The 25,714-nt window shown below is 41.7% G+C and carries 21 protein-coding genes; 12 read left to right on the top strand and 9 right to left on the bottom strand.

Annotated features, from left to right (window positions below):
* Positions 1-48: 48 nt before the first annotated feature.
* The 6 genes from H8S80_RS17700 to cps2T all read right to left on the bottom strand — a co-directional run bounded on the left by H8S80_RS17700 (position 49) and on the right by cps2T (position 7,811).
* On the bottom strand, positions 49-1,140 hold the full coding sequence (locus H8S80_RS17700) for a glycosyltransferase family 4 protein (protein WP_117632694.1): 1,092 nt from the start codon (positions 1,138-1,140) through the stop codon (positions 49-51).
* A 9-nt stretch (positions 1,141-1,149) separates the two neighbouring features.
* The gene (locus H8S80_RS17695) at positions 1,150-2,565 is read right to left on the bottom strand and encodes a lipopolysaccharide biosynthesis protein (protein ID WP_117632693.1); all 1,416 of its coding nucleotides are present in this window, start codon (positions 2,563-2,565) and stop codon (positions 1,150-1,152) included.
* A gap of 88 nt (positions 2,566-2,653) precedes the next feature.
* The gene (gene menD, locus H8S80_RS17690) at positions 2,654-4,423 is read right to left on the bottom strand and encodes a 2-succinyl-5-enolpyruvyl-6-hydroxy-3-cyclohexene-1-carboxylic-acid synthase (protein ID WP_117632692.1); all 1,770 of its coding nucleotides are present in this window, start codon (positions 4,421-4,423) and stop codon (positions 2,654-2,656) included.
* Between the two features lie 18 nt (positions 4,424-4,441).
* Positions 4,442-5,449 (bottom strand): Gfo/Idh/MocA family protein, encoded by a 1,008-nt coding sequence (locus H8S80_RS17685; RefSeq protein ID WP_117632691.1) that lies wholly within the window; start codon positions 5,447-5,449, stop codon positions 4,442-4,444.
* A 31-nt stretch (positions 5,450-5,480) separates the two neighbouring features.
* A complete protein-coding gene (locus H8S80_RS17680; RefSeq protein WP_181987994.1) occupies positions 5,481-6,581 on the bottom strand; it encodes a polysaccharide pyruvyl transferase family protein in 1,101 nt (366 codons plus the stop codon).
* A gap of 63 nt (positions 6,582-6,644) precedes the next feature.
* Entirely contained in the window at positions 6,645-7,811 is a 1,167-nt protein-coding gene (cps2T, locus tag H8S80_RS17675) for a beta 1-4 rhamnosyltransferase Cps2T (RefSeq protein ID WP_117632689.1), read from the bottom strand.
* A 274-nt stretch (positions 7,812-8,085) separates the two neighbouring features.
* On the opposite strand from cps2T, the gene H8S80_RS17670 reads away from it, so the two are divergent.
* From H8S80_RS17670 to brnQ, 12 genes are all read left to right on the top strand, one after another.
* A complete protein-coding gene (locus H8S80_RS17670; protein WP_117632688.1) occupies positions 8,086-9,054 on the top strand; it encodes a tyrosine-type recombinase/integrase in 969 nt (322 codons plus the stop codon).
* 388 nt (positions 9,055-9,442) lie between these two features.
* The gene (locus H8S80_RS17665) at positions 9,443-10,012 is read left to right on the top strand and encodes a VanZ family protein (protein ID WP_117632687.1); all 570 of its coding nucleotides are present in this window, start codon (positions 9,443-9,445) and stop codon (positions 10,010-10,012) included.
* Positions 10,013-10,546: 534 nt separating this feature from the next.
* Positions 10,547-11,482: an N-acetylmuramoyl-L-alanine amidase family protein gene (locus H8S80_RS17660; protein ID WP_117632686.1), complete on the top strand. Its 936-nt coding sequence runs from the start codon at positions 10,547-10,549 to the stop codon at positions 11,480-11,482.
* 120 nt (positions 11,483-11,602) lie between these two features.
* A complete protein-coding gene (locus tag H8S80_RS17655; protein ID WP_117632685.1) occupies positions 11,603-13,201 on the top strand; it encodes an ICP22 family protein in 1,599 nt (532 codons plus the stop codon).
* 100 nt (positions 13,202-13,301) lie between these two features.
* Positions 13,302-14,030 carry a CpsB/CapC family capsule biosynthesis tyrosine phosphatase gene (locus tag H8S80_RS17650; protein ID WP_117632684.1) on the top strand — a complete coding sequence of 243 codons (729 nt, stop codon included), beginning with the start codon at positions 13,302-13,304 and terminating at the stop codon, positions 14,028-14,030.
* Positions 14,031-14,044: 14 nt separating this feature from the next.
* Complete coding sequence (locus H8S80_RS17645) at positions 14,045-14,776, top strand: YveK family protein (RefSeq protein WP_117632683.1); 732 nt, start codon at positions 14,045-14,047, stop codon at positions 14,774-14,776.
* A 5-nt stretch (positions 14,777-14,781) separates the two neighbouring features.
* Entirely contained in the window at positions 14,782-15,492 is a 711-nt protein-coding gene (locus H8S80_RS17640) for a CpsD/CapB family tyrosine-protein kinase (RefSeq protein WP_117632682.1), read from the top strand.
* Positions 15,493-15,691: 199 nt separating this feature from the next.
* Positions 15,692-17,071 (top strand): UDP-N-acetylmuramate--L-alanine ligase, encoded by a 1,380-nt coding sequence (gene murC / locus H8S80_RS17635; protein ID WP_117632681.1) that lies wholly within the window; start codon positions 15,692-15,694, stop codon positions 17,069-17,071.
* Between the two features lie 384 nt (positions 17,072-17,455).
* Complete coding sequence (locus H8S80_RS17630; RefSeq protein ID WP_117632680.1) at positions 17,456-18,679, top strand: DnaD domain protein; 1,224 nt, start codon at positions 17,456-17,458, stop codon at positions 18,677-18,679.
* Between the two features lie 10 nt (positions 18,680-18,689).
* Positions 18,690-19,685 carry an ATP-binding protein gene (locus tag H8S80_RS17625; RefSeq protein WP_117632679.1) on the top strand — a complete coding sequence of 332 codons (996 nt, stop codon included), beginning with the start codon at positions 18,690-18,692 and terminating at the stop codon, positions 19,683-19,685.
* Positions 19,686-19,756: 71 nt separating this feature from the next.
* Positions 19,757-20,935 (top strand): ribose-phosphate pyrophosphokinase, encoded by a 1,179-nt coding sequence (locus tag H8S80_RS17620; RefSeq protein ID WP_002605607.1) that lies wholly within the window; start codon positions 19,757-19,759, stop codon positions 20,933-20,935.
* A 7-nt stretch (positions 20,936-20,942) separates the two neighbouring features.
* Entirely contained in the window at positions 20,943-22,256 is a 1,314-nt protein-coding gene (brnQ, locus tag H8S80_RS17615) for a branched-chain amino acid transport system II carrier protein (protein ID WP_117632678.1), read from the top strand.
* 630 nt (positions 22,257-22,886) lie between these two features.
* Here brnQ and H8S80_RS17610 read toward each other — a convergent pair.
* The 3 genes from H8S80_RS17610 to H8S80_RS17600 all read right to left on the bottom strand — a co-directional run bounded on the left by H8S80_RS17610 (position 22,887) and on the right by H8S80_RS17600 (position 25,561).
* Positions 22,887-23,633, bottom strand: a complete 747-nt coding sequence (locus H8S80_RS17610) for a GntR family transcriptional regulator (protein WP_181987993.1) — start codon at positions 23,631-23,633, stop codon at positions 22,887-22,889.
* A gap of 66 nt (positions 23,634-23,699) precedes the next feature.
* Complete coding sequence (locus tag H8S80_RS17605; protein ID WP_117632677.1) at positions 23,700-24,563, bottom strand: PfkB family carbohydrate kinase; 864 nt, start codon at positions 24,561-24,563, stop codon at positions 23,700-23,702.
* Entirely contained in the window at positions 24,560-25,561 is a 1,002-nt protein-coding gene (locus H8S80_RS17600; RefSeq protein WP_117632676.1) for an SIS domain-containing protein, read from the bottom strand. Before H8S80_RS17600 ends, H8S80_RS17605 begins: the two co-directional genes overlap by 4 nt.
* Positions 25,562-25,714 lie beyond the last annotated feature (153 nt).

Here is a 25,714-nt window from a genome sequence, read left to right as displayed (position 1 = left end):
CATATGTTTTTGAAAATATTGAGAAGTATCAGATGCAAGAGCACTATATCATCTGAAATTCTCAAATATATTAACTAATACCTCTGAAATTCTGCTCATATCATACTTATCAACTGTTTTGAAAGCATTTAAACGCAACCTGTTTTTTTCGATATCAGGTTTATTTAGCAGTTTAATAATCTTATCGCTCAATTCTTTTGGATTCTCAGGATCAAATGTAATACCATTTACATCATTTTTCAGATACGTTGAGGGACCATATTTATTGGAACCCAATACAAGGCAGCCACATGCCATCGCTTCTAAGCCAACCAAGCCTAAACTTTCACTTTTCCTGTAAGTTGGAAAACAAAATACGTCTAATATGTTAAATATATCAGAAATTTCATTCTGGCTTAGCAAATCAAACTTAATTATTTTTTCTTCTATTCCTAAATCCGCAGCTGTTTTGTAATATTCATCTATCTCATCCCCATCCCCAACGACAATGTAATTTAAGCTATCATAATTTTTAAGCAAATTTACAGTTTGTAAAAAAGTATCCCATCCTTTATTTTTTTCAATTCTTGAAACATAACCTATATAGATCTTTGATTGCTCCAGATGATATTTAGTCAAGAGTTTATCTTTCTTTTTTTGGTAAAATATACTACGATTCACACCGCCTGAGGGGAAAATAAAAATGAATTCTTTTTTTACATTATATACAGTCTGCATTATTTGCAAAAAGTAATCAGAAGGAACTATAATGTAATTAATTAGCGGAATCGCTTTTCGTATAATCTTCTCCCACTTTTCATCTTTTTTTTGATCTGGAACCACATCATTACCATGAACGTTAACGACAATTTTTATTTTCTTATTTATTTTTCTGGCAACAATAATTGGCAGGGATATATGAGATAAAAAATGTCCATATAGAACATCATATCTTCCTGCACATACATATAAAACAATTCTTACATAAAATAAAGCATAAGAAAGTATTTTGACAAGTAAGTTGTTGGTTTTTTTAATTACTACTTTTTTAATCTGAACATTTTCCATAGTTTTAAGAATTTCTTCCGTATTCTTTACAAATATCCCGTAATGAGGATATTTATTAGATGGATACATATTAGCAGCAAGAAGAATTTTCATATAATTAATTTATCTCTCCTTATTTTTTACTTTCCCCAGTATATTTATCAGTATGTTATTTATTAGTTTATGATTTATTACAACAGCAAACACCAAACCTATAAGTCCATTTAATATGTTTAAATAAAATGATTGCCTCCAACACATGACGCACATAGCTATTAAAAAGGATAAATACATAAGTATATTTTTTACTTTAACATTTATCTGATGATATTTTTTTATGTCACACAGTCTGTATAATGACAGAAAAAAATAGCTCATAAGTGTAGATACAGATGCAGCATAGATACCTATATAATTAATTAACATCAAATCTAAAACTAAATTCACACCTGCTGCGGCAATTGTTGTCAATCCCATATTTATTGTTCTTTTATGGGCTATATATATCCCTCCAATAAAAGAGGCAAAAACCGAAAATAAAGTTCCGAGAAAAAGGATCGGCATTTGGGCATAAGCTTCAGCATAATTTCCTTTAATTAAAATTTTAAATAAAACAGGTGTCGCTGCAATTAATAATGCAGTTCCACCAGATAATATCCGTGATATTAGTTCGAACATTTGAGTATAATAAGCGTCTTTATCCGTGTCTTTAGCTGCTAAAGATGCATTTTCCTGCCACGCATATGTAAAGGTAGTCTGTATTAAAGCCAATAGTGAGGGTATTTTATTTGCAACAGCATATATAGCTGTTGCATTTAATCCAAGAAAAAACGTAATAACCAGTCTGTCTGACAGGCGCAGTATCCAGTCAGAAAGTACATGTGGCACCAGTGGCCATGAATACTTCAAAATTTGTTTTAATAAATCTTTTGAAAGCAATTTTATATCTATATTTGATATAATTTTTCCTTTTATAATTAATATCAATAATCCGGTGATTGTTGCTAAAGTTAATGATAACAATAATCCGACAATTCCCTGATCTGCGATTTTTAAGATTCCAATAACCAAAATCATATTTAAAGCAGATTCCACAACAGCGCTGATAGAATAAAGCAAATTGTTTGATAAACCTCTAACAATTTGACGTGCTGTTAATACCAGAATATTTACAAAAAAGTAAATGCATATTAATAATCGAATTATGATTGATAATTTATACAATGCAAAAAAAAGTACAAACAAGGAGAGGATAGAAACCGGTATTATAAAAAATAGTATATTTGTAATTACACTTCTTGTCTTAATCTTGTTGCCCCTGTATTCAATAAGAAATCTAAAAGCGGCAGCTTGTACCTGAAGAGTAAACATTGGTAAGAAAAAAGAAACCAAAGTAGTAATTAAATCGTATGTTCCATATTCAATTTGAGTCAATGAGGCAGTTATAACAGGCAATGTAATAAATGTAGTCATTTTAGGCAGAATAGTTCCTATAGCTATAATGATTGTATTTTTTAAAAGCGCTCGTTCTCTATTCATTTCTTTGGATTCTCTTTCTGGTGTTTAACTATATGACTTATTATTTATCAAAGAAATTCTTATTTCCACCGTTTGAGTCATTTATTTACTAAAATTTTTTTCTTGCCTTATTAATTGCTACATCTAAGGATTTACTTTTTCCCATGAGTTTCCTGACAATTTTTTTTGTTTCATTTTTAATGTTTAAGGCAGTATTCGCATCATAATAAGTGTGGACAATTTTTGCGTCCTCATCCTTTAAAGTAAATACTTCAAATAATATTGGTGTTTCAGAATCTTCTTTTAAAAATTCCTGCAGCTTTTCATCAAATTCCTCCTGACTAGACGCGCATAAGTAACGAAAACCTCTTGACTCAATCCACCCTTTTGCAGTTCCATCGTGTTCAGCTGCAATATATGTATTTATTTCTGAAATTTTTGTACCATATGAATAGTGAAATAGTTCAGCTCCTTCATTATTATTTAATAAAATTCGAATGTTTTTTCCACAATATCTGTTCCAACATGCATTTAAATCATAAAAAAAGCTTAAGTCACCAATTAATAAAAAGCATAAATCTTTACTTACTACTGCATTTCCCATGAATGCAGAAAAAGATCCATCTATTCCATTTGTTCCTCTGTTACAATATACTTTAATGCTATCCTTTAATTGGAACATATTTGCATAACGTATACTGCTGCTGTTAGCGATGTGAAATATACTGTTATCGGGTATACTTTCCATTAATCTTTTAACGGAATATAAACTGGAATAAGGAGGTTCCGGTAAACGAATCCTGTTAATCACATCACTCCATTGAAAATAATACTCATTTTTATCTATGGCACCATATTCAGTAAAAAATTTTAAAAATTCCAGAGAGGAACATTCAAAGATGTCGCTTAAGCAGCGTAATGAATCCCGGACAATACCATCTTCGCATATTAACCATTGTTTTATGGGAGTAGTTCTTTTAGCAATTGCAGCTTTTAATGGTTGTACAAGAACAGAATTTCCTCCCATAGTAATAATAATATCAGGTAGCAAATTTTCTATTTCGGAATCATTAAGTACATTGATCGCTGTATATATGTTAACTGCATTTTTGCTATGAAGATTAGCCATATGATCCTTAGCGATGATACAATTAAATCTCTCAGTAAAGACATCTAAATACTCTATTTCTTCATCGGATATAAATGTACTCTGTCCATAAAGAATCATAATCTTTGAAGATTCTAATTCCTTAATTTTTTCCTTCCACAGTTCCTGTTTATTTCTTCCAATTTCGTAACGATTCATTCTATTCAAAATATCCGGTTTTTCGTATAAAGCATCTGATACATTTGTTGCCTTATCATCAATTTGAAAATTAATATGAACAGGGCCGTTTCCGTGATGACTCAGTTCCAGTAAAGCTGCGTGGATACGATTAGAACAATACCAGTAATCCTGTTTACTGACAACTGCCGGAAGCTGAACGCTTAATTTAGTAATACTCTTTAATAAATTTGTTTGAGGAATCATTTGGTCTTCATTTTGATTCAGAAAATACGATGGTCTATCTGCTGTTAGTACCACCAATGGGAGTTTTTGATAAAATGCTTCTGAGACTGCGGAGGTATAATTACAGACCGCTGTCCCTGATGTGCAACAAATTGCCGCTGGTGAATTAAGACGTTCTATCAAACCTAATGCAAAAAAACCTGCACTTCTCTCGTCCACAATTGAGTAGCAAGTAAAAAAATCGTCATTTTCAACCATCTGTACAAAAGAAATATTTCTATTGCCTGATGATAATACTATATTTTTTATATTGTACGCTTTAAGTAATGATACTAAGATTTTTACATTTTCTTTTAGTGAGTATCCCATTTTTTTCTCTTTTCTTTCTTATAGATTTATAGCCTGCATTAATAATTCATGCAGTTTTTTTTCATATTCATAATCCATCTGGAAAATCATTTTATCAAATCTTCTTTGAATCATGTATGCGAAATCCGTTATCATATAATAGTACCTTCTGTCAAAGTTGTAACCGGATAAATCTATATATGACGCTTTATCCTTATACTCATCTTTTCCGTCTCTTTCTGCATATGTCATTTTTGTGGGATTTTCTAACGGTTTAATTTCAATCGTTCCTTTAGAACCGGATATTACAATCTGCCTTCTGCCGTAACCATTGGCATCAACACAGGACGCGGCAACTATTGATGTCCCTCTGTTATATTCGAGCAGGGTAAGTGTGCTGTCATCTGCTTCAGTGGAATTAAATCCTGATTGCTTAATAAATGAGCGAACCGATTGAGGCTGCCCCATAAATCTTAGAACGATATCCAACATATGACAGCCATAAACATACATGGCGCCTCCCGGATAGCAATTCAGACTCTTTCTTTGATGTATTTCTAATTCCGTATCCATAAAGGCATGTATGTAGCATATATCACCTATTCTATTTTCTTTTATGTACTTATCAGCGATAAATACTGCCGGATTATATCGGTACATATATCCCATTTGTATTGGAACATGTAGTTTTTTTGCTTCTTCTAACAGAATCAAAAAATTCTTATCTATTCCTGTAGGCTTATCCAGATGGAGAGGAATTCCTGCACGGAGATATTTTCTTGCTGTAGAAATTAAGTCCTTCATCTCAGTTTCTATTAAAAAGGCATCAATTTCGTACGTTTTGTTATTTAATACGTCCTCTTCTGTAAGAAGTGGTACTTTGTTAAAAGGGGCTGTATTTCGTTTTTGATTTAGTATATTGGTGTTACTCTCTACAAAACCTGTTACATGGAAAACTGTTGTTTGTGTAAGTAATTCTTCCAGGACACCAGCTGCATGTGCATGGCCGATTCCAACCATCGTGACATTTATTTTATTATTTTTCATTAAAACCTCCTGTCATTTCAGAATATTTTTCTTATTTAGATATAGATCTATGTTCAAATGCTTCCTTTAAATACTTTATAGATCTGTCTTGCTCTTTTTTTATCTTATTATTTACTTCATTAAAATCAATTGAAATAACTTTAGGAATCGCATCATATCTATCTGAATCCAGTATTTCCAAATTAAAAAACGTGATTATATCATGAAGTCTGCTATTGGTCTTAAATTTAACTGCTAAATATTCAAAGAAAAATGTTTTGTTTAATATGATAGAAAGTGATATACCATGAAATGAATTTGTAAAAATTATATCAGCTTTTATAAAATATCTTATAAACTCTCTTGGACCGCACTTATCAATATATGTAACATTAGAAAATTTTTTAAACTCTATTGCTGTAATAACTATAAGCCGTTTGTTTTCAGTTTTTGAATAGTCCAAAGCCTTTTTCATGAACTTTTCAGATTTCTGTAATAAGTATACTAAAACAAATGGCTGCTGTTCTTCAGGAATTTCAATTGACATCTTTTCTAACTCATTTTTATTCAAGAGGTATACCGGATCTATATTTTGAATACATTCTATCCCTATTTCATGGAATTTATTTTTGGCTGATTCTTCTCGAACTGAAATAAAGTCAAATTCTTTTAATTTCATATAAAAAAATGGTTTTTCCGAATCAGATAATTCTTTTCCTATACTGGCTGCGTATGACATCTTAGTTGTATTCTTCGGAGCAAATGAAAGAAAATATATTTCATCGCTATTTGTTAAATCTAAGTTCCATACTTGATCACTGCCGCAACAAAAAATATCTTTTTCATCCCAATGCTCATTCTTTAGTTCATTGAAATTAAAATATCTTTTTGTCAAATTTACATAGTCATTAAGAAAGTTATTAAACTTTTTCTTTTTACAGCGTGTTTTTAGAACTAAAAGGATTCCCTTTACATTATTTTTTAAAGAGCGTTTGAAGGAAAAAACTTTATAAACTTCGTCTATTTTAGGCGAATGGTAATTAATAACATCGCATTCGGTAATTTGGCTGATTGTTTTATATAATGCTATACATTGAAGAACTGCACCATAATTTAAAGCATTATGGAAGGTTAAAATATGGACTCTTTTCACCGGCTTCTCCCTTCTGGAATTTTTCTGTTTATTTCTTAGTAAATATAACTCTACTATTGCAATTTATTTTATATTTTCTAGAAACAGCTGTTCATATTTATAACCGATATACTCCCAGGTATATGCATCAGCTACTCTTTTTTTTGCTTTTTTCCCCAACTCATGAATTGATTCTATACTCATAGCATCAACTTTATCGATTAATTTTCTTAAATCATCAATATCAGAACTCCAGTAAAGCGCAGTATCTTCGGCAACTTCCTGATTAAATCCAACATCTATAAGTAAGTTTAGATCTGTACTGCCAAGTGCTTCTATCAAAGAAGGATTCGTCCCGCCGACTGTGTGGCCATGAAGATAAGCGTATGCATTTTCACGAATTTTCTTTAAAAGTTCTGAATCATAAACAGTACCAACGAATTTAATTCTTTTATCTTTTTTAAAGTGTAACCGGTCTTCTAATTCAGCCAAAAACTTATTATTAGAGGTTGTAATAATAGCAAAGTTACGCTTCGAGTTTGATGCCATAAACTCTCGAATCATAATCTCGAAAGAATTTTCAGGCACAAACCGGCCGACTGCAAGGTAATAGTTTTTTTTCTCGAGTCCGTTTTTTAAATACCAGTTTATAATTTTATTATCTTTATCTGCCAGTTTGCTGAGGCTTAATTCAGCACCATATGCAATAAATGTGGTATCCGGTTTGTATTTTGAATAGGTATTTCTCACATAGGTTTCAATATTTTTACTGTCACATATGAGCAGGTCAGCATGTTTTACCATTAGTTCTTCAGATAGTTTCCAATATTTTCTAATAAGAGGGCTCCACTTAGCCCTTAGCCATTCATGTCCATCTGGATTGACATAAACCCTGCCGCCGAGTTTATGAATTTTATTTCGGTAATACGCGGCAAAAGGACCAATCCTACATGCGAGAATATATACTATTGGTGTTTTTATCTTGTGTTTTTTAATATCTTTAATACAAAAATTCAAAGCGGCGACATCATAATAAATGGCCTGTGCATGTCCTATATCAGGTACATTAATCTGAAAACAATGAGCATTATGATAATAAAATTCTTTTTTTTCTGTACCTTTCCATGCAATATGGTATTTAAGCTGCGGATTTTCCTGGTGATACTCTGTAAGTTTTTCTAAAAATGTTTCGTAACCTCCATAAGCACCGCAATTCTTGGCTCCAATGATGTATATATGTTGTATATTCATATTTCCCCTTTATAACCTCTGCTTTTAATCAATTAATTTATAAATATATACCGTAAATAATTGTTATTATTTAAACCAGACACTTTATCGCCCTATTTATTTATGCAATAATCTAGGTGTACAAAACATAGTTATTTATATTTGCATTATTTTTAGAAGGGAGAGATATGCTAGCAAATTGTAGAGGACCAGGAGTAAATGTAGAAAGCCATTAAAACTTCAACAATTAGACTGAAAATATAAAGTATGTTCAATAATGAGGGGGTACCAAACAATGGAATACATATACGAACAACAAAAAACATATCTTACCGACTTTTTAAATTCATTATCACTTGAAAGAAACCTATCAGAGAAAACTCTTTATGCTTATAAAAGTGATCTGGTATGTTTACTTACTTGGTTAAATGAAAATAGATATGATTCATTAAATACACAGTCAATCTCAGACTATTTTCTTTATTTGCAAAAAGATAAGAAATTATCTCCGCGATCTATTCGCAGAAAGTATGTTTCCATCAAACAGTTTTTTTACTACATAAATACAGAAAAAGGAATCAACGAGATATTTATGAAGTTCTCCTCTAGAAAGTTTCAACTGCCAAAGTCCCTTCCACGTACTTTATCAAAAGCGGAGATTAATCAATTGATATCTACTGTCTCAAAAGAATATTGGTCAGCTCCAAGTGATTTTTACCGGAGACTCTGTTTGAGAGATATGTGTATAATTGAAGTGTTGTTTTGCTTGGGATTGAGAATAGGAGAGGTTGCAGCACTAAATATAGGGGATTATGATTCTGTTGAGGCATCATTTTTAATTCATGGTAAGGGAAACAAAGAACGATTACTTTTTATATCCTCAATCGCAGTAAATCAGAAACTTCAGAAATGGATCAGAACGAGAAAAGAATTTAATATTCAGGACGATGCTCTGTTTGTTAATAAATACGGAAAACGATTAAGCATTTACAGCATAGAAAATCTCTTTTATAAGTACCGGGAATTGGCACATATAAATTCTGATGCAACCCCTCATTATTTAAGACATAGCTTTGCAACCCAATTACTAAACAACGGAGCTGATATAAGAGCGGTTCAAGAGATTTTAGGACATAGCAGTATTGTTACAACACAAATTTATACTGAAGTATCATTAAAAAGAAAGAGGGAGGTGTTATTAAACTATAATGGAAGAAATTTTATTAATTTACCAGAAGATAATATGGGTGAAGAGTGGTTGTGATAAGCTTTAGTAAGTTTAATTATTGGATAAAACTTAACAATCAAATATGGCAAGGAGATTTTATTACAAAAATTAATGTGGTCCATTTGGTTTATAAAGCATTTTTAAATAACATCATATGTAAAAGTTAAAAACTTTAACATTAATAATTAAGAATATAATTAATGTAAAGAATATATATTTATGTTATAGTAGTTGATAAAATATGTAGACAAATAATTTTAAATACATTCTTGGTTTATAATAACAAAGATAAAAATATTTCGATACAATATTACTTAGCAACAAATATTAAGTACCAATATTATAACCCAATATAAAAGTAGGCATAAGAAATTTGTTAACTAATTAATAAAACAAGTGTACTACTTCTTGAAAGGTAACCAACATGATAGATTTACTTGATAAAACTATGTGGAACTATATAATAAAGGACATTGGAAAAGAACTGGAATATCTTCCATATGCTATACTACTGGGCTTAATAGTGTTCTTTATTACAAAAATTATCTTATTTAAAAGTAAAAAGAGCTCCCATTATTTCTATAAATTTATATTTCTAATCTATCTATTAGCATTAGTCCATATCACTTTATTCGAGCGCGAACCAGGCTCACGGACAGCGATCAGTCTTACCTTATTTGAAACATTAGGCGGTTCCAGAAATAATGCATATGTTATAGAAAATGTACTCTTATTCATTCCTTTTGGTTTTTTGCCAGCTACTCTTTTTAGGCCTATGCGTAATTTGGTACTCAGCCTTATGGCCGGGGCCTTTTGCAGCCTAATGATCGAAACGACTCAACTGATCACCCAAAGAGGATATTTTCAGGTAGATGATATTCTTATGAATAGTATCGGCACAGTGATTGGCTGTAGTTGTTTCTGTCTGCTAACAGGAATTTATAGGATTTGCAGATATACCATCACAAAGTGTCTTGGTTCTGTAAAAATTTGAATTGTTGCTCATCATCAGATAGTTTGTCATAAGCTGTCGAAACGTGGATCATACAATAAAGGAGTAAGACTAATGTAAAGAGGCAACAGACTACAAAACATATAGAACCATATAATAGAAGAGAAATAAGTGACATATATTTAGCTCCTTCCAATCACCATATTTGTGGAGGTGATGGTTTCTTCTATATAATATAGGTTTCATATTATCAGTTTATACAAGATTTAATAAACCTGAAAAAATAAATACTAATGTAAAACTATATGTCTATGATCCATAATAAATTTATAGACAAGATAATTAGCTATAATATTCGTGTAAAACAGCAGGATCGCTAAAAGTTAGTGATCCTGTCTTTTTATAAATACAATCCGATAATATTGTTCGTAAAATACGTTGAAAACAGATTATATAGACATGTTTTAGGCTGAAAAAGCTTGCAAAATATGGAAAGGTGAGTTAATATAGTCTCAACGGGTTACATATTCCGGAAAAATAATTTTAGGAAAAGGATTTTGAAAGGAGAATGCAATTATGAGAATGAAGAAGCTTGCTGTTATGGCATTAGCAACAGCTCTCTCCGTAGGTTCAGTCATGACAGCGTCTGCTGCATGGTTACAGGAGGGAAGCAACTGGAGATACCAGAATGATAATGGTACATTCCAGACAGGAACATGGTTTAGAGACGCTGATGGAAGATGGTATCATTTCGACAACAACGGAATTATGCAGAAGGGCTGGTTCCAGGATGCTGACGGAAAATGGTATTTCCTGGCATACAATGGCGTTATGCAGGTTGGCCTGATCAAGGTTGACAATCAGGTTTACTACATGGGGACAAGCGGTGACTTATTTATCGGTGATATGAAGATCGGTAATACTACTTATAACTTTGGCCTTTATGGAACTACTAATGGACAGCCTAGCGTACCAGCATCAGCTACATATGGTGGAAATGGTAACCAGTCACTGAATGGTGGCGGAAGTGGCTCAGGCGGATCCTATAAACCAACCCCAACTCCTTCACCAGTGCCAGAAAAAGTTCAGGATGCTGTAGATGGTGTTAAGAAAAATGCAGAGGATTATTCTAATGAGTCTGTTAGCAAAGTAAATGTAGGAGATCTAACTAAAGAAGGAACAAACTATAGTGTTGCAGTAAAAGTAGATGTAAATGAGCCAAAAACTGAAGAGGATATGACTTCCTTCCTTGATGATGCACAGAAAGCAGTAAAAACAGTTGTTAATTCAATACTTGAGACAGTAGATCCTTCTGCAAACGTTAAAGTTACGTTACCAAGTATTAATACTCAGGAATATACACCTTCTGAGTGGAAGAACAAATTAGATACTTCAATTGATTTCTATGTTAATGAGGTTAATTATACGGCACTTAAGGATCAGAAAGTAACCGTTTCTGTTGAGATTGATGGAACTGTTGTAAACTATACAATTTCTTTAGCAAACAATTAATATTTCCAACCATTTATAGGGTGGCTCCCAAAGGAACCGCCCTATTTTTCAGTGCACCTTACAAAATAATATACACAACCATTTTTCAACCCAGGCAACAAAACCAATGTGGAGCAAATTATGAAAAATAGAACAAGGACTGCAAAGCGCTGCAGCCTGTTATCACTGCTGTTCCCTACATTTCTAATGGTCATGTTTTTCTGTACGCCTGCCTATGCCGGCAGTATCAACGGCAATGAGCAGTCGATCGTTTCTGTTATCAACGGCCAGTTCGAGCAGGACGGTGTTATCTACAAAGTTCGTCAGGAATATATAAATTCTGCCATGAGTTATTTGCAGCAGGATGATGTGGATCTGACAGCGGAGCAGGCACAGTCCGTGATATCTGAGATCTATTCCAATGTACAGACTGGTGTCGACAGCGGATATTTAGAGCGGATCGGGCAGACTGCGCCTCCGGAGACGGCGCCGGCCGAAAGTCCGAAGGGCGGAGAAACAGGAAATAACGGAAGTAAGAAACCGGATGGCCAGGAAACAGACGGAAACGCAGAGGCTGGAAATCAGCCGGGAGAGAGTACGGAAAGCGGAGAACCAACCGGAGAAACTGTCGGTGATGGGCAGAATGGTGGGAACGGAACGGATAATCCGGACGGATCAGGCTCTGAGGAGCCACAGGAGGTAATTCCGCCAACTCCGGAGGTAATCTCGATTCTGGAGCTCGTGGACAAGGCGCCGCCTCAGTCTTACGAGTATCTATCAAAGGATACGGACGCCCTGATGGCGCGCATCCATATTCCTTATCAGACACTATGGTACATCATTATTCTATTGGCTGCGGTCATAGCGATTATAGCAGCTGTTTCATTGTTGAAAAAGCTTTTTGTACACCATCATAACAGAAAGCTGAGGAAATTTTTTAGATTTATATTGGCAGCGGAAATAGGTGTGCTGTCCGCCGTTTGCTTTTCGGCAGTAAGCGTCTGGATCGGGGCGTTTCAGGACAGTGCTGTTTTGAATAAACTTGCGGATACGGGATATTACCGCACGATCTTTGAGGAACTGCGGCGCGATACGTCTATCTCGTTTGCACTTCTGGACATCCCGGATAACGTTATGGATGGCGCGATTACGTATGAGCGCGTCGTACTGGCAGCAAGGCAGCAGGTGGAGAGCGATCTGAGCCAGGGAGCCTATCAGGCGGATACTTCCGTGCTGACAGACCAGCTGGAGGCAGATATCAGATCGTACCTGGAAGGCAGATCAGTTACAATGACGGAGCAGGCCCAGACTGGGCTGGATGAACTTATGAGTCGTCTGGATAAGAAGTACTCCTCTCTGCTTAAATGGCCATTTGCAGCATGGTGGATAGAAATGAAAACGGAATTTTTTGCTTTTGCAAAAATAGCACTGCCGCTTTCACTGCTGCTTGCCATTCTTTCACAGGCCCTTATCATCGGCCTGAACCATTATAAACACCGTGGTGTTATACTGGGCGGGAAAGGCCTTATGGGCGGCGGACTGATAACTGCGGCGGCCTTTGGCGCCGGCATGGTCATAATCGGTCAGAACCTGCCGAAGGTGACCCCGGATTACATGGAACTGTTTTTCAAAATATACGGTAACGGGTTGTGCAGAACCGGAATGATTACGGGAGTGATAGGAGTCCTTCTCGGAGTCATTGTCCTGGTCGCGGTCCATACCTGGAAAGACAGCAAATGACAAAGTCAACAAATAGTAAAGACAGTAAAAAACAAGACAACAAATAAAACACTAAGCAACCTTTATTGATCACACAAAGAGAAAGGGAACGGTAAGAAGGATGGATTTATACGACATTCACTGCCATTTAATTCCCGGAGTGGACGATGGGTCACAGACGATGGAAGAGAGCCTGGAGGCCATGAAGCTGGAATATGAGGAGGGCGTGCGCCATATCATATGCACCTCCCATTTTTCTGCGGACTGCGAGGCCGGATACGCCTCTAAACTGCAGGAGGGCTTCGAACAGCTGAAAGCGCGCTTAAAGGAGACCCCGTACGGGGCCGAAATGAGGCTGCATCTCGGTAATGAGCTGATGTATTCCGAAAGCCTTCTGGAGTGTCTTGACGAAGGCCGCGCGTGGACTATGGCGGGCAGCCATTACATTCTGGTGGAGTTTTTACCGTCTGTTCGTTATGAAGAGCTGTACAAGGGACTGCGAAGGCTGGCATCCGGCGGCTATACGCCGATCCTGGCTCACATGGAGCGTTACCGCTGCCTGTATAAGGAGACGGACCGGCTCGATGAATTAAGGGATCTGGGTGTTTGCCTTCAGGTAAATGGAGCCAGCCTGTTTGGCGGAGTGTTTGATTCTGCCAGCGCGGTGGTTCGAAAGCTCTGCAAGTCGGGGCGGATCCATTTTCTGGGGACAGATTCCCACGGCACTCATTATCGAAAACCGCAGATAAAAAAGGCGGCGGCGTGGATTCACGACAACTGTCCGGCGCCTGTTGCTGAAGGGATTTTATGCGGGAATCCGATGGCGGTACTGGAGGATAAATTATTTTGATTTAGGAGAAAATTATGGGAACCAATCAGGATGACGAGATTGAAATTGATTTGAAGGAACTATTTTACGTAATCAAACGGAAACTGTGGATTATCCTTCTGACCGGCATTGTGGGTGCCGTCGGCTTCGGACTTTTTACCGCGATGGTAATGAAGCCCGTCTACACGTCCTCTACGATGCTCTATATCGTGAATAAGACGACTACGCTGACCTCCCTCACGGATTTACAGCTGGGAACCCAGCTGACTAAGGATTACAAGGTCCTGGTGACCAGCCGGCCCGTTACGGGGCAGGTTATTACCAACCTGGACTTAAATTTAAGCCATGAGCAGTTAGTGGAAAAAATTAAGGTGGACAACCCTACCGATACTCGTATCCTCACCATCTCGGTGGAGGACACAGACCCCTACATGGCCAAATCCATAGCCGATGAGTTTGCATCGGTAGCATCTGCCCGTATGGCTGAAATTATGGATTCTGCGCCGCCGAACATTGTAGAGGAGGCGTATCTGCCAACACAGAAGACAAAGCCAAGCATTACGAAGAATACCATGATCGGCGGTCTGGCAGGCGTGTTCCTGGCAGGAGCTGTTATACTCGTGCTGTTTGTGATGAACGATGCGATTAAGACGCCTGAAGATGTAGAGAAGTACTTAGGACTCAATACACTGGCTACGATCCCGGTATTTGAGGGTGAGACAGGCGCGAAAAAGAAGAAATCCAAACGGAAGAAGAGCGGGAGGTAAGCAGGATGCAGAAGGTTTTATTGCGTAAACACGATAAGCTGGATTTCAGGGCAAACGAGGCGTTTAAAACGCTGCGTACCAACATCCTGTTCTCCGGTCATGACACAAGAGTTATCACACTGACCAGCTCGACACCCAACGAAGGAAAATCATCTCTTTCGTTCCAGCTGGCGGTTTCTTTCGCGGAAGCGGACAACCGCGTCCTGTTTATCGACGCTGACATTCGTAAATCCGTGCTTGTGGGCCGTTATAAGGCGGAGGGCAATAAGTTCGGCCTGACCCATTATTTATCCGGACAGAAGACCATTGACGATGTAATCTGCAACACGGATATTAACAATATGGATATGATCTTTGCCGGTCCGGTTTCGCCGAATCCGACAGAGCTTTTAAGCGGCGATTTATTTGCAGATCTGATCGGGAAGGCGCGGGAGGAGTACGACTACGTAATCATCGACGCTCCGCCGCTGGGCAGCGTTATTGACGCGGCTCTGATCGCCAGACACGTGGATGGTACCATTATCGTCGTTGAAAGCGGTGCAATCAGCTATAAGATGGTTCAGCACGTAAAGGAACAGCTGGAAAAGGGCGAATGCCGCATTCTGGGCGTTGTCTTAAACAAGGTGGACTTAGACCGCGATTCCTACTATGGAAACTACTACGGTAAGTATTATGGCAAGTACTATGGGAATTACGGAGAGGAAACGAAAAAGTAGGACAGTACATAACCTGAATATATTCTTAAAAATACCCGCAGACAACAGAAACTGCGGGTATTTTTTCGTTTATCCCCTCGAAAACGTAGCTTTTCTGCCGCTTTTTCGATATAATAATAAGAAAGAGTTGACTTTACCACAGAAAAGCAGTAAAAGTAAGTGGAATAAAATTAAAAACATAGTAAGGATGGAATAAGCGATGTATCAGATTGATTTTCATAAACCGGAGAATATACATTTTATAGGGATTGGCGGTATCAGCATGAGCGGTCTGGCTGAAATACTGATTGATGAGGGATTTACTGTTTCAGGGTCCGACTCTCATGAATCGGAGCTTACGGACCATTTAGCCGCAAAGGGCGCCAGAATTGCCTGTGGACAGAGTGCGGATAATATTGTTGACGGGATCGATGTAGTTGTCTACACGGCGGCCGTTCATCCAGACAATCCGGAATTTGCCGCAGCCAGGGATAAAGGACTTCCCATGCTGAGCCGCGCGGAGCTGCTGGGTCAGATGATGAAAAATTACGAGAATGCGGTTGCCGTTTCCGGAACTCACGGGAAGACTACGACCACATCCATGATTACAGAGATTCTTCTGGCTGCTGATGCGGATCCCACGATCTCCGTAGGCGGCATCTTAAATTCCATTGGAGGCAACATCCGGGTGGGCGGACCGGAGCTTTTCGTGACGGAAGCCTGCGAATATACCAACAGCTTCCTGTCCTTTTTCCCGACCATCGAGGTGATTTTAAACGTGGAGGCAGACCATCTCGATTTCTTCAAGGATTTGGACGATATCCGCCATTCCTTCCGCCTGTTTGCCGAGAAGCTGCCGGATGACGGCCTTCTGGTCATCAACAGCGATATAACGGATTATAGAAAGATTACGGAGGGGTTATCCTGCCGTGTCATTACATTTGGAAAAGAAGAGGGCAGTAAGTACCGCGCAGAGCATATTCGTTTCGACGAACTGGCGAGACCGGTCTTTGATCTGAGTGTGGACGGGGAAATTGTGGATACCGTGGCCTTGGGTGTTCCCGGTGAGCACAATGTGTATAACTCCCTGGCCGCCGTGGCTGTGTGTAGGGAGCTGGGGATATCTCTGGAGATGATCAGGAAGGGACTGTGGAATTTCACAGGCACAAACCGCCGCTTTGAGAAGAAGGGAGAGCTGGGAGGCGTCACCATTATCGATGATTACGCCCATCATCCGCAGGAAATCAGCGCATCCCTGGCGACTGCGCTTAATTATCCGCACCAGAAGCTGTGGGTCGTATTCCAGCCCCACACCTACACGCGTACCAGGGCGTTTCTTGACGAATTTGCAGAGGCCCTGTCCATGGCTGACGAAGTAATCCTCGCAGACATCTACGCGGCCCGCGAAACCGACAATTTAGGCATCAGTTCCAAAGATATTGTCGAGAGAATCGAGGCAAAAGGGGTAAAAGCCCATTATATTCCATCCTTTGATGAAATAGAAACATTTATTTTGGAAAACTGTATACACGGTGATTTGTTGATAACTATGGGGGCCGGAGACATTGTAAAAGTGGGAGAAAAGCTGTTAGGGAAGTAGTTATCCACATTATCCACATAGTTTTCAACATTTTATGTAAAGAAGCTATGTGGATTTTTTAATTAACATAAATTATTGACTTACAATTTTAGAAAGAACGAATTTATCAGGGATTCGACACAATTCCCCATAATTTTTAAGATTATGTATACTTGCTTTCCACATTATCCACATTATCCACAATTACTTTGGTGGATAACTCCCCCTATTTCTTTTTAAAGTGACTTATGGTATACTATGAGCACTTAGTGAGGTAGTCCACGAACCTAGTGCGAGTCATACCTGACCACTTAGTGAGGTATCCCGCGAGCTTAGTGGGAATGGTATACTATGAGCACTTGATGAGACAGTTCAAAAGCGCAGTGCAGGACGAAAAGTGAGGTTATGGCGGTGGATTTTAAAAGCAGTTTTAGAGTGAATGCGACGTTGGTTCCCAACGAGTTTATTGATACATATATGGCTTCGGCCAATGGAGAGTATATCAAGGAGTACCTTTTCCTGCTCCGCCATGAGGGCGAAGCGGTGACGGTCTCTATGATTGCGGATGCGGTCAACCACACGGAATCGGATGTGGCACGTGCGCTTGCTTACTGGAAAAAGGCAGGGGTCCTGGAGGAATCTGTGGATAAAGCTTCTGCCGATGGCCTGTCTGTGGATAAGTGTCCGGCTGCTGGCGAGATGGCCTGTGCCGGGGGCGTGATTGTGGAAAATGGGGCGTCTGCCTTAAACGGAGTGTTTACGGAGGCGTATGCAGGCGTGAATTCTTCTTACGGGTATGTGGACGGCCCGGTAAAAGGGAATGCAGCCGGCACCGTTACGTGTGTGGAAGCGGATACGCCGGAGAAGGGACCGATGGCTCCAAAGGCACCGGAACCGGCTCCGGCCAGGAAGGCGGAGCCGCGGCCTGTCTATTCTCCGGAACAGATCAGCGGCCTGGCGGGAGATGAGGATTTTTCCCAGCTTCTCTATATCGCCCAGAAATATATGAACAAAGTCTTTACCCAGCGGGAGTGTGAGGTGTTTGCCTATCTCTATGACGGTCTGCACATGACTGCCGAGCTCCTGGAATACGTGGTGGAGTACTGCGTACAGGGCGGGCACACCAGTATCCGCTATATCGAGACGGTGGCGATCAACTGGCACGAGTCCGGGCTTAAGACCGTGGAGGACGCCAAGGCGTACGCGTCGTCATTTACCAGGGACTCCTTCGCGGTGATGAAGGCGTTCGGTCTGAACGACAGAAAGCCGGGCGATTCAGAGCGTGAGATGATTGACCGCTGGTTCAAGACCTACGGATTTACCAGGGAACTCGTTCTGGAGGCCTGTAACCGCACTCTGGCGGCCACACACTCGCCCAGCTTCAAATATGCGGACAAGATCCTTTCGGGCTGGAAAAAGGCCGGTGTGCGCTCTCTGGAGGATATCCGGCGGCTGGATGAACAGCATGCGGAGCGCGCTAAGGGAAAGGGAAGCGGTAACGGAAGCGGCTCCCAGGATTACAGGGGAGGCGGCAATGGCCGCGGAAGAAGCACCAATCAGTTTCAGAACTTTCCCCAGAGAGAGATCGACTACGATGCGCTGGTGCTGCAGCAGTTAACAGAAAAGTAAGGAGGGAGCCATGTCGCTCAGCAATTCTCAGTTTGATGCCATCATGCGTACCTATCAGCAGCAGCAGCTGCAGAACCGCCATGAACAGGAATCCAGAATAGCAGAAGTATATAATAAGATACCAGCCATAAAAGAACTGGACGACTCCATAAGCTCCTGCGCGGTAAAGAGCGCCAGGAGGCTGCTGGACGGCGACCAGGGGGCATTAAAGGAACTGAGGGCGGAAATAGCGGATTTGAGGGAGCAGAAGGGTGTTCTGCTTCGTGCCTACGGATTTCCGCCTGACTATATGGAGATGCATTACAAGTGCATGGACTGCATGGATACAGGCTACTCGGAGGGCAGGAAATGCCACTGCTTCCGGCAGGCCGAGATGAAATACTTATACGCCCAGTCCAACATTGAAGAGATTGTAACGCTTGAGAATTTTTCTACCTTTTCTTTTGAATATTTTGATGATTCGTCGGTGCTTCCCGTCCTGGGAAGAACGGTGAGACAGTATATGAAGCAGGTGGTGGATACATGCCACCGGTTTGTGGACAGTTTCACGACAGAGCATGGGAATATGTTATTTACTGGTCCTACGGGGGTTGGAAAGACATTTTTGACCAACTGCATCGCCAGAGAACTGATCGATCGGTATTACTCGGTCATCTATTTGTCGGCCAATGACCTGTTCGAGGTATTTTCGAAGAACCGCTTTGAGTATCAGGCGGAGGAAGAGATGAAGGGTATGTACCAGTACATTCTGGACTGCGATCTGCTCATTATCGATGACCTGGGGACGGAGCTGAATAACAGCTTTACCTCGTCGCAGCTGTTTTACTGCATCAATGAGCGGCTGAATTCATCGAAGTCTACGATTATTTCCACGAATCATCCGCTGAATGAGCTGAGGGACCGCTACACGGAGCGTGTGACCTCCCGCCTGATCAGCAAATATACCATTATTCCGCTCTACGGCGACGATATTCGCCTGCGAAAGAAAGCAAAACGCGCTGATTAACTTGACTATTTCGGCGCATAATGATATAAAAGAACCGTTGTAAGACAAATGGATACGTTGGAGGAGAAGAAATGTTATACGAAGAGAAGACGATTGAGACGATTCCGGTGGGCCCGCTGGGATTAATTCCGCTTAAGAGCTGTACGGAGCTGGGAGCCAAAGTGAACGATTATCTGGTGGACTGGAGACGGGAGCGGGAGAGCGAGCACAAGTCTACGATTGCATTTTCCGGATATCAGAGAGAGTCCTATATCATTGGGGCCAGCACACCGCGTTTCGGTACCGGAGAGGCGAAGGGAACGCTTTCCGAGTCGGTTCGCGGAGACGATTTATACATCATGGTGGATGTATGTAATTACAGCCTGACCTATTCCCTGTGCGGGATGACAAACCACATGTCCCCTGATGACCATTTCCAGGATTTAAAGCGAATTATCGCGGCTGCGGCCGGTAAAGCCCGCCGTATCAATGTGATTATGCCGTTTTTATATGAGAGCAGACAGCATAAGAGATCCAGCAGAGAGTCTCTCGACTGCGCGCTGGCCCTTCAGGAACTGACCAATATGGGTGTTGAGAATATCATCACCTTTGACGCTCACGACCCGAGAGTGCAGAACGCGATTCCGTTAAAGGGATTTGAGACGGTTCAGCCGATTTACCAGTTTATCAAGTATCTTCTGAGAGAAGAGAAGGAACTGCAGATCGACAGTGACCATATGATGGTGATCAGCCCGGATGAGGGCGGTATGGGCCGCGCTGTATACTTTGCCAACGTACTGGGACTTGATATGGGGATGTTCTATAAGCGCCGTGACTATACACAGATTGTCAATGGCCGCAATCCGATCGTGGCTCACGAGTTCCTGGGAAGCAGCGTGGAAGGAAAAGATGTGATTATCGTGGACGATATGATCTCTTCCGGCGAGAGCATGCAGGACGTGGCGAAGGAGCTGAAACGCCGTAAGGCGAGAAAGGTCTTCATCTGCTCGACCTTCGGTTTATTCACCAATGGCCTTGCCAAGTTTGATGAATACTACGAGAATGGAATTATCGACAGAATCCTGACGACGAACCTGGTATATCAGACACCGGATCTGCTGTCCAGACCGTATTATATCAATGTAGATATGAGCAAATATATTGCGCTGATTATCGATAATCTGAATCACGACGCTTCTTTAAGCGAGCTCCTGAATCCGACATCGAGAATCAACCGTCTCCTTGACCGTTACCGCGCGGGTGACAGGTAGGAGATCGATGGAAAGACTGTCAAAACGTAACTTATGTCTGGTAGGACTGACATTATTCTCCATGTTTTTTGGGGCGGGAAATCTTATTTTTCCGCCCTTTTTGGGTGCTATGGCAGGGACGAATACCTGGACCGCCATGGTTGGCTTTGCCGTGACCGCCATTGGTTTTCCAATTCTCGGCGTGATTGCGGTGGCGAAGGCCGGCGGCCTTACCAGCCTGGCGGGGCGGGTTCATCCTGTATTTGCGGCTGTCTTTACGCTCCTGATCTATTTATCGATCGGTCCGTGCCTGGCGATCCCGCGAACGGCCAGCACGTCGTTTGAGATGGCCGTAATACCATTTCTGGACGGCCGTATCCCTGCGGGGACAGCCCAGCTGCTGTATTCGTGCCTGTTCTTTACCATCGCGTTCCTGGTGGCCTTAAAGCCCGATAAACTGACGGACAGGCTGGGAAAAGTGCTGACCCCGTGTCTGCTGACCCTGATTGCAATTCTGTTCATTGGCTGCATTTTAAAGCCGGCGTCCGGTTACGGCGGAACGTCTGAGACTTATCAGAATCATCCGTTTGTAAAGGGATTTCTGGAAGGGTATCTGACGATGGATACGATCGCGGCACTGAATTTTGGAATTATTATCTCCCTCAATATCCGCGCCCTGGGGATGAAGTCGGAGAGCTCCATCATAAAAGAAACGATCAGGGCCGGAGTGATTGCCGGAGGCATACTGCTTCTGGTGTACGCTGCGCTGGCCCATATCGGCGCGGTTACGGGAGGCGCATTCGGTTATTCTGAGAATGGTGCGCAGACTCTGAATCAGATGGTGCGTTTCCTGTTTGGGAAGGCGGGGCTGATTATGCTGGCGGCCATTTTCTTTATCGCCTGCCTGAATACCTGTATCGGACTGATCAGCTGCTGCAGCCGGTATTTCTGCACGATTCTGCCGCGAATCGGATATCGTGCATGGGCCTTTGTCTTCGCCGCGGTCAGCCTGATTATCGCCAATGCCGGGCTTAACCGGATTCTGGAGATATCCGTCCCGGTGTTAAATGCGATCTACCCAGCGGCTATCGTATTGATTCTCCTCTCATTTCTCTTCCGTGACGGGAAACGGTGGCAGCCTGTTTACGTCTGCTCCATTGCCCTGACCGGAGTGACGAGCATCGCTATGTCCCTGTATCAAATCGGCATAACGCCTCTGGGACGCGTGTTAAATAGACTGCCATTGCACAGCCTGAATCTGGAATGGATCAGCCCGGCGGTGGCTGGGATCGTGATTGGAATGGTGGTTTGCGCGAGGAGGGGGAGAGCGGAAAGAGGATAAAAATGTAAATTTACAGAATTGTGAAGAATGGTGGTTCCTCATGAGGCTGAGAGAGATTTCGGGGTTTTCATTCCGCCAGGGAACCGGGGCCGGAGCGCTTCCCCCGGTTTCGGCTCATGGTTTCGGCCGGGGCATCTCTAAGGCCGGAAGGATACAAAAACAAGGGTACCGATGACATTCATCGAGAACTCCTGAAGGACTTCTCGATTCAGGTCCTCTAAAAATCTGACTTTGAGGTCAGATTTTTCCCCTTGTTTTTGCACCCTTCCAACCTAAGAGCTGCCGACGTCCTGCAAAAATCGCCGAAACCGGGGGAAGCGCTCCGGCCCCGGTTCCCTGGCGGAACGAAAACCCCGAAATCCCGGCTAAAGTTATTGGCGAAAGCAGCTTTTCATAATTCTGTAAGTTTATCTTGGAGCGGAAAGAGGAGTGAGCGCGGATAGAGATGCGGGTTAGCGAGTGCGGGTGAAAATAATATATAATATGAAAAAACTGCTTTCTGAGAAAGGCCATGGGTTATCCCGTTACGGTCATTCCAGTAAAGCAGTTTTTAATTTACGTCAGGTTATCCGGCTGTCAGGTACTCCATTTCTCAGGTCCTTTTCGGCCGTATCCATCCCTGCCGTTCATTTACGAATTGCGGAACACGTCAAAACTAAACTGGTGAGTTTCCCCTGAGATTGATTCTATACTCAGCTCTATGGGGCAGTCATACTGGTCATAGACGATATTTTCAATCACCAGCAGCGCGGTACCTTCCGGAACCTCCAGGGAGTCAGCCAGCCGGGGCGAAGCACTGCGGGCCGTAATGGACCGTCTGGAATGGACTGGCAGCACATCGTACTGCGTCTTTAAAGTCTGATACAGAGACGCATTTGAAAAGTCAAAGCGGTCCAGCTTTGGAAAGCGATTTAAAGAGAGGTAATTGACCGTATAGACAAAGGGGATTCCATCCGAATAGCGGAGTCTTTCCAGTCTCAGGCATACATCAGACGGCGCGAGTTCCAATTTTTGATACAGATCTTCATCAAACTGTATTTTTTCCATGCTCAGGAGTCTGGTGGAGGGAACCTTACCGATCAGTTTCATCTCCTCGTCGAAGCTCATAAGCTGATTCATAAAGATTCCGCGGTTATCCGGACCCTTCACAAAGGAGCCGCAGCCACGTTTTCGTTCAATTCTTCCGCTGTTTACCAGTTCGTTGTAGGCCTGGCGCACGACGGGCCTGGAAACTCCGCAGGCCTTGCAGATGCCTTCCTCTGTGGGAAGCTTCTGGCCGGGCTTTAGGATTCCCTTCTGTATCGCCTCTATGATGCATTGACGTATCTGTTCGTAAAGCGGAACAGAACTGTATTTGTTAATCTTAATATAGTCCAATTTTTCACCCCGCAGATCCTGTAAAACATTACATTTTCCGTCTAGTATAACAGGAAAAACCATTTTTTACAATGGGTGTCCAGCATACGTTACATAACCGAAGCTTCCCTTTTTCATGCAGTTTGCAGTGGAGTAGGCGGTGGCCTTTTCCAGAGCCAGCCCGATCATGGCGGGGGCAGGAATACGGCCTTTTGTCCAGCCCTGTTCACACAGAGCCATGACGAAGGCGGTGAGAAAGGAGTCCCCGGCTCCCATTGTATCAACCGGATCAATATATTCCGCCTTTCCGTATACCAGAGAAGTACCGTCAGATACGCACTGACCAGAGCTTCCCATGGTGATCAGGACGAGTCCTGTGTTTCTCTTGTGGAGCGGTTCACAGAATGATCGTATCTCCGATTCCTCCATTGGAGGGCATGAAAACAGGGCCAGGTCCAGCCCGCAGCAGATCTTATCGTAATAGGAATCAGTTCTGTATTTTTCCTTTTCACCAAAATCGTAGGTGAATAAGGCTGGAAGACCGCTGAGCCGGGACATCTCTTCTTCCATTTTTGCATTACAGGAACTGTGAATCAGAGAAAATGATCTTAAGTATTCCATATCCTCTTCCTGAAGCAGAAGCGGTCCGGACCATCGATCTCCGGCCGTGATGCCCAGATAGGTGCGTTCCCCGTCTGTGACGCGGTAGCGGCAGCATTTGGTGATGGTCCCTGGGATCTTTCTGCATTTTGAGAAGTCCACATGAAAACGGTTCAGCGCATCGACGATGACTTCAGACATGGCGTCATCGGCCAGATTGCCCATGTAGGCGGCTTCTGCACCGAGTATGGAGGCGTGAACCGCAGCATTGAAAGCATTACCGCCCGGATATACGGCGCCGGTATTCGTATAGTAGTCGATGACATTGTCACCGAGCCCCAAAAGTCTCATGAGTACTCACCCTTTCTGTAATAACGGCGGATGTCCAGGGAATGGTCTGTGATTACCTCAATATTCTTACTGATTCGCTGCAGGACCGCGGCCATGATCACGGGGGAAAGAAGCGGGCGGTAACGATCGCTGATTCCCGGAAGTGCATAATCACGGCAGTCAAAGCAGGTCAGTTTATTCGTGTGCTTTTGGGCAAATGCTTTTACCTTTTCGTCGAGAGGCCTTGTCACCCCTTCAGTCAGGAGCAGGGTTACACATACATCTTCCTCCAAAAGCTCCAGGGTACCATGGAAGAATTCCGGTGAACTGACGGATTTCGTGCGTATCCACTGGGATTCCTCCAGAACACACATGGAATAGGAGTAGGCGGTGGGCCATAAGTCTCCGGAGCCAATCCAGATGTTATAGGGTTCCCGGCAGTATTTTTTCGCATAGCTGATACAGGCTTCATCGGCCTGAATGCGAACCTGAGCCAGAGCGCTGCCCAGGCTGCCCAGTTCGTCTGCAAAACTTTTATAATCAGGAAAATAGCCTTTTATCTCAAGAATTTTACCGATTAAAAGATAAAAGACCAGCTCCTGGGGCCTTCCGTCCTTATAGATAAAGGAATAGTCTGATATCGCCTCCAGAGGTGAATCGGGGATTCCGATGACGGAGACCAGACGGACACCTCGTTCTTTTAGGTACTGGGCCGCCTTCAGTGTATCCGGCGTGTCCCCGGACTTGGAGGTGAGAAATGCTACCGAGCGGCTGGTAATACGGTTGCAGCCGGTAAGAACCAGGTCAGCGGAAAGCATACCGTCAGTCGGAACCGGCGAGTAATGGTTAATATAGTGCTGGAATGGCTGCATCATAGCCATGGAGCCTCCGGAAGAAGTAAAGAACAGCAGATCGAATTCATCTGCGCAGATCTGGTCTGCAATGGCTTCAATCCGGTCTCTCTGAGCGTAAATGAATTGATAATTTTCCCGGATTACCGCCTCGTCAAAGTTAATCATAGCGAAATCTCCTTTTCTCAATGGTTTATCATCATTGTATGAATAAATGATGATATTGTCAATATGTAATTACAATATTACAGATAAATATTTAATTATATTTAGTAATTGAGAACCTTCTGACGAATAAATGGTATCAGCTCTCCTTTTCGC

Source organism: Hungatella sp. L36 (genome assembly GCF_014288035.1).
Note: the sequence above shows the minus strand (reverse complement) of the source record. Positions and strands in the feature narration are given on the sequence as shown.

Excerpts from the sequence above, each read along its gene's own strand:
- H8S80_RS17700 (WP_117632694.1), bottom strand. The coding sequence starts at position 1,140 with ATGAAAATTCTTCTTGCTGCTAATATGTATCCATCTAATAAATATCCT.
- H8S80_RS17655 (WP_117632685.1), top strand. The coding sequence starts at position 11,603 with ATGAAAAATAGAACAAGGACTGCAAAGCGCTGCAGCCTGTTATCACTG.
- H8S80_RS17640 (WP_117632682.1), top strand. The coding sequence starts at position 14,782 with ATGCAGAAGGTTTTATTGCGTAAACACGATAAGCTGGATTTCAGGGCA.
- cps2T (WP_117632689.1), bottom strand. The coding sequence starts at position 7,811 with ATGAATATACAACATATATACATCATTGGAGCCAAGAATTGCGGTGCT.
- H8S80_RS17620 (WP_002605607.1), top strand. The coding sequence starts at position 19,757 with ATGTTATACGAAGAGAAGACGATTGAGACGATTCCGGTGGGCCCGCTG.
- H8S80_RS17695 (WP_117632693.1), bottom strand. The coding sequence starts at position 2,565 with ATGAATAGAGAACGAGCGCTTTTAAAAAATACAATCATTATAGCTATA.
- H8S80_RS17665 (WP_117632687.1), top strand. The coding sequence starts at position 9,443 with ATGATAGATTTACTTGATAAAACTATGTGGAACTATATAATAAAGGAC.
- H8S80_RS17660 (WP_117632686.1), top strand. The coding sequence starts at position 10,547 with ATGAGAATGAAGAAGCTTGCTGTTATGGCATTAGCAACAGCTCTCTCC.
- H8S80_RS17645 (WP_117632683.1), top strand. The coding sequence starts at position 14,045 with ATGGGAACCAATCAGGATGACGAGATTGAAATTGATTTGAAGGAACTA.
- H8S80_RS17650 (WP_117632684.1), top strand. The coding sequence starts at position 13,302 with ATGGATTTATACGACATTCACTGCCATTTAATTCCCGGAGTGGACGAT.
- H8S80_RS17605 (WP_117632677.1), bottom strand. The coding sequence starts at position 24,563 with ATGAGACTTTTGGGGCTCGGTGACAATGTCATCGACTACTATACGAAT.
- menD (WP_117632692.1), bottom strand. The coding sequence starts at position 4,423 with ATGGGATACTCACTAAAAGAAAATGTAAAAATCTTAGTATCATTACTT.
- H8S80_RS17600 (WP_117632676.1), bottom strand. The coding sequence starts at position 25,561 with ATGATTAACTTTGACGAGGCGGTAATCCGGGAAAATTATCAATTCATT.
- H8S80_RS17670 (WP_117632688.1), top strand. The coding sequence starts at position 8,086 with ATGGAATACATATACGAACAACAAAAAACATATCTTACCGACTTTTTA.
- H8S80_RS17685 (WP_117632691.1), bottom strand. The coding sequence starts at position 5,449 with ATGAAAAATAATAAAATAAATGTCACGATGGTTGGAATCGGCCATGCA.
- H8S80_RS17625 (WP_117632679.1), top strand. The coding sequence starts at position 18,690 with ATGTCGCTCAGCAATTCTCAGTTTGATGCCATCATGCGTACCTATCAG.
- H8S80_RS17630 (WP_117632680.1), top strand. The coding sequence starts at position 17,456 with ATGGCGGTGGATTTTAAAAGCAGTTTTAGAGTGAATGCGACGTTGGTT.
- murC (WP_117632681.1), top strand. The coding sequence starts at position 15,692 with ATGTATCAGATTGATTTTCATAAACCGGAGAATATACATTTTATAGGG.
- brnQ (WP_117632678.1), top strand. The coding sequence starts at position 20,943 with ATGGAAAGACTGTCAAAACGTAACTTATGTCTGGTAGGACTGACATTA.